Here is a 5,220-nt window from a genome sequence, read left to right on the forward strand (position 1 = left end):
CGACTGTTCCGCTCTCGTGATGTGTTTCGCCGGATCACCGGCAAGCATTCACGGAGAGTTTGATCCTGGCTCAGGACGAACGCTGGCGGCGTGCTTAACACATGCAAGTCGAACGATGAACCTCCTTCGGGAGGGGATTAGTGGCGAACGGGTGAGTAACACGTGGGCAATCTGCCCTGCACTCTGGGACAAGCCCTGGAAACGGGGTCTAATACCGGATACGACACGGGAAGGCATCTTCTTCGTGTGGAAAGCTCCGGCGGTGCAGGATGAGCCCGCGGCCTATCAGCTTGTTGGTGAGGTAACGGCTCACCAAGGCGACGACGGGTAGCCGGCCTGAGAGGGCGACCGGCCACACTGGGACTGAGACACGGCCCAGACTCCTACGGGAGGCAGCAGTGGGGAATATTGCACAATGGGCGAAAGCCTGATGCAGCGACGCCGCGTGAGGGATGACGGCCTTCGGGTTGTAAACCTCTTTCAGCAGGGAAGAAGCGAAAGTGACGGTACCTGCAGAAGAAGCGCCGGCTAACTACGTGCCAGCAGCCGCGGTAATACGTAGGGCGCGAGCGTTGTCCGGAATTATTGGGCGTAAAGAGCTCGTAGGCGGCTTGTCGCGTCGGTTGTGAAAGCCCGGGGCTTAACCCCGGGTCTGCAGTCGATACGGGCAGGCTAGAGTTCGGTAGGGGAGATCGGAATTCCTGGTGTAGCGGTGAAATGCGCAGATATCAGGAGGAACACCGGTGGCGAAGGCGGATCTCTGGGCCGATACTGACGCTGAGGAGCGAAAGCGTGGGGAGCGAACAGGATTAGATACCCTGGTAGTCCACGCCGTAAACGGTGGGCACTAGGTGTGGGCGACATTCCACGTCGTCCGTGCCGCAGCTAACGCATTAAGTGCCCCGCCTGGGGAGTACGGCCGCAAGGCTAAAACTCAAAGGAATTGACGGGGGCCCGCACAAGCGGCGGAGCATGTGGCTTAATTCGACGCAACGCGAAGAACCTTACCAAGGCTTGACATACACCGGAAACGTCCAGAGATGGGCGCCCCCTTGTGGTCGGTGTACAGGTGGTGCATGGCTGTCGTCAGCTCGTGTCGTGAGATGTTGGGTTAAGTCCCGCAACGAGCGCAACCCTTGTCCCGTGTTGCCAGCAGGCCCTTGTGGTGCTGGGGACTCACGGGAGACCGCCGGGGTCAACTCGGAGGAAGGTGGGGACGACGTCAAGTCATCATGCCCCTTATGTCTTGGGCTGCACACGTGCTACAATGGCCGGTACAATGAGCTGCGATACCGCGAGGTGGAGCGAATCTCAAAAAGCCGGTCTCAGTTCGGATTGGGGTCTGCAACTCGACCCCATGAAGTCGGAGTCGCTAGTAATCGCAGATCAGCATTGCTGCGGTGAATACGTTCCCGGGCCTTGTACACACCGCCCGTCACGTCACGAAAGTCGGTAACACCCGAAGCCGGTGGCCCAACCCCTTGTGGGAGGGAGCTGTCGAAGGTGGGACTGGCGATTGGGACGAAGTCGTAACAAGGTAGCCGTACCGGAAGGTGCGGCTGGATCACCTCCTTTCTAAGGAGCACTTCTAGGCCGCTTACGCGGTCCAGGGGCCAGTACATCGGCGAACGTCTGATGCTGGTTGCTCATGGGTGGAACGTTGACTACTCGGTCCAGACCTCGGGTCGGGGGCTGCTAGTACTGCTCTGCGGAGCGTGGAACGCATGATCTCCGGACGGGACTGGGCCGGGCACGCTGTTGGGTGTCTGAGGGCACGGCCGTTGGGTCGTTCCTCGGTGCCGGCCCCAGTGCACTCGGACCGTAGTGGTTCGGGGTGATGGGTGGTTGGTCGTTGTTTGAGAACTGCACAGTGGACGCGAGCATCTGTGGCCAAGTTTTTAAGGGCGCACGGTGGATGCCTTGGCACCAGGAACCGATGAAGGACGTGGGAGGCCACGATAGGCCCCGGGGAGTCGTCAACCAGGCTTTGATCCGGGGGTGTCCGAATGGGGAAACCCGGCAGTCGTCATGGGCTGTCACCCTTGCCTGAACACATAGGGCAAGTGGAGGGAACGCGGGGAAGTGAAACATCTCAGTACCCGCAGGAAGAGAAAACAACCGTGATTCCGGGAGTAGTGGCGAGCGAAACCGGATGAGGCCAAACCTACGACGTGTGAGACCCGGCAGGGGTTGCGTCGTGGGGGTTGTGGGATCTCTCTTCTGTCGTCTGCCGGCGACAGGACGAGTCAGAAACCGTTGATGTAGGCGAAGGACATGCGAAAGGTCCGGCGTAGAGGGTAAGACCCCCGTAGTCGAAACGTCAGCGGCTCGTTTGAGAGACACCCAAGTAGCACGGGGCCCGAGAAATCCCGTGTGAATCTGGCGGGACCACCCGCTAAGCCTAAATATTCCCTGGTGACCGATAGCGGATAGTACCGTGAGGGAATGGTGAAAAGTACCCCGGGAGGGGAGTGAAATAGTACCTGAAACCGTGTGCCTACAAGCCGTGGGAGCGTCGGGATGGAGCTTGCTTCATCCTCGTGACTGCGTGCCTTTTGAAGAATGAGCCTGCGAGTTTGCGGTGTGTTGCGAGGTTAACCCGGGTGGGGTAGCCGTAGCGAAAGCGAGTCCGAACAGGGCGATTCAGTAGCACGCTCAAGACCCGAAGCGGAGTGATCTAGCCATGGGCAGGTTGAAGCGGAGGTAAGACTTCGTGGAGGACCGAACCCACCAGGGTTGAAAACCTGGGGGATGACCTGTGGTTAGGGGTGAAAGGCCAATCAAACTCCGTGATAGCTGGTTCTCCCCGAAATGCATTTAGGTGCAGCGTCGTGTGTTTCTTGCCGGAGGTAGAGCACTGGATAGGCGATGGGCCCTACCGGGTTACTGACCTTAGCCAAACTCCGAATGCCGGTAAGTGAGAGCGCGGCAGTGAGACTGTGGGGGATAAGCTCCATGGTCGAGAGGGAAACAGCCCAGAGCATCGACTAAGGCCCCTAAGCGTACGCTAAGTGGGAAAGGATGTGGAGTCGCAGAGACAACCAGGAGGTTGGCTTAGAAGCAGCCACCCTTGAAAGAGTGCGTAATAGCTCACTGGTCTAGTGATTCCGCGCCGACAATGTAGCGGGGCTCAAGCGTACCGCCGAAGTCGTGTCATTGCAGCATACGGGCCAACGCCTGCTGTGATGGGTAGGGGAGCGTCGTCTGCCGGGTGAAGCAGCCGCGTAAGCGAGTTGTGGACGGTTGACGAGTGAGAATGCAGGCATGAGTAGCGATTCACACGTGAGAAACGTGTGCGCCGATTGACTAAGGGTTCCTGGGTCAAGCTGATCTGCCCAGGGTAAGTCGGGACCTAAGGCGAGGCCGACAGGCGTAGTCGATGGATAACCGGTTGATATTCCGGTACCCGCTGTGAAGCGTCAAACATCGAATCCAGTGATGCTAAGCCCGTGAAGCCGCCGGCTGAGTCTTCGGACGAGGTCGGAGTGGTGGAGCCGGTGACCCGAGCTGGTAGTAGGTGAGTGATGGGGTGACGCAGGAAGGTAGTCCATCCCGGGCGGTGGTTGTCCCGGGGTAAGGGTGTAGGACGTCAGGTAGGCAAATCCGCCTGGCAATAGTCTGAGACCTGATGCCGAGCCGATTGTGGTGAAGTGGATGATCCTATGCTGTCGAGAAAAGCCTCTAGCGAGTTTCATGGCGGCCCGTACCCTAAACCGACTCAGGTGGTCAGGTAGAGAATACCGAGGCGTTCGGGTGAACTATGGTTAAGGAACTCGGCAAAATGCCCCCGTAACTTCGGGAGAAGGGGGGCCATGCCTGGTGATGGAGTTTTCCTCCTGAGCTGGGGGTGGCCGCAGAGACCAGCGAGAAGCGACTGTTTACTAAAAACACAGGTCCGTGCGAAGCCGTAAGGCGATGTATACGGACTGACGCCTGCCCGGTGCTGGAACGTTAAGGGGACCGGTTAGCTCTGATTCGTCGGGGCGAAGCTGAGAACTTAAGCGCCAGTAAACGGCGGTGGTAACTATAACCATCCTAAGGTAGCGAAATTCCTTGTCGGGTAAGTTCCGACCTGCACGAATGGCGTAACGACTTCTCGACTGTCTCAACCATAGGCCCGGTGAAATTGCACTACGAGTAAAGATGCTCGTTTCGCGCAGCAGGACGGAAAGACCCCGGGACCTTTACTACAGTTTGATATTGGTGTTCGGTTCGGCTTGTGTAGGATAGGTGGGAGACTGTGAAGCGGGCACGCCAGTGTTCGTGGAGTCGTCGTTGAAATACCACTCTGGTCGTGCTGGATGTCTAACCTGGGTCCGTGATCCGGATCAGGGACAGTGTCTGATGGGTAGTTTAACTGGGGCGGTTGCCTCCTAAAGGGTAACGGAGGCGCCCAAAGGTTCCCTCAGCCTGGTTGGCAATCAGGTGTTGAGTGTAAGTGCACAAGGGAGCTTGACTGTGAGACCGACGGGTCGAGCAGGGACGAAAGTCGGGACTAGTGATCCGGCGGTGGCTTGTGGAAGCGCCGTCGCTCAACGGATAAAAGGTACCCCGGGGATAACAGGCTGATCTTCCCCAAGAGTCCATATCGACGGGATGGTTTGGCACCTCGATGTCGGCTCGTCGCATCCTGGGGCTGGAGTCGGTCCCAAGGGTTGGGCTGTTCGCCCATTAAAGCGGTACGCGAGCTGGGTTTAGAACGTCGTGAGACAGTTCGGTCCCTATCCGCTGTGCGCGTAGGAGTCTTGAGAAGGGCTGTCCCTAGTACGAGAGGACCGGGACGGACGAACCTCTGGTGTGCCAGTTGTTCTGCCAAGGGCATGGCTGGTTGGCTACGTTCGGGAGGGATAACCGCTGAAAGCATCTAAGCGGGAAGCCTGCTTCGAGATGAGGACTCCCACCCACTTGATGGGGTAAGGCTCCCAGTAGACGACTGGGTTGATAGGCCGGATATGGAAGCACGGTAACGTGTGGAGTTGACCGGTACTAATAGGCCGAGGGCTTGTCCTCAGTTGCTCGCGTCCACTGTGTTGGTTCTGAAACCACGAACAATCGTTGCAGCCATGGTTGTGGTTGTGGCTCCGGTTGTCTGTTTCATAGTGTTTCGGTGGTCATAGCGTAGGGGAAACGCCCGGTTACATTCCGAACCCGGAAGCTAAGCCTTACAGCGCCGATGGTACTGCAGGGGGGACCCTGTGGGAGAGTAGGACGCCGCCGAAC

General features: G+C 58.3%; 3 rRNA genes. All 3 read left to right on the top strand.

Annotated elements, in window-relative coordinates:
• Positions 1-47: 47 nt before the first annotated feature.
• The 3 genes from ACFYOV_RS33665 (at position 48) to rrf (ending at position 5,220) form a co-directional block, all read left to right on the top strand.
• Positions 48-1,575 (top strand): 16S ribosomal RNA (locus ACFYOV_RS33665).
• A gap of 313 nt (positions 1,576-1,888) precedes the next feature.
• A 23S ribosomal RNA gene (locus ACFYOV_RS33670) occupies positions 1,889-5,010 on the top strand.
• A gap of 93 nt (positions 5,011-5,103) precedes the next feature.
• Positions 5,104-5,220: ribosomal RNA gene (gene rrf, locus ACFYOV_RS33675) — 5S ribosomal RNA — on the top strand.
• The 16S, 23S and 5S rRNA genes sit together here, the layout of an rRNA operon.

The organism is Streptomyces sp. NPDC005931 (assembly GCF_042871235.1).
GTDB lineage: Bacteria > Actinomycetota > Actinomycetes > Streptomycetales > Streptomycetaceae > Streptomyces.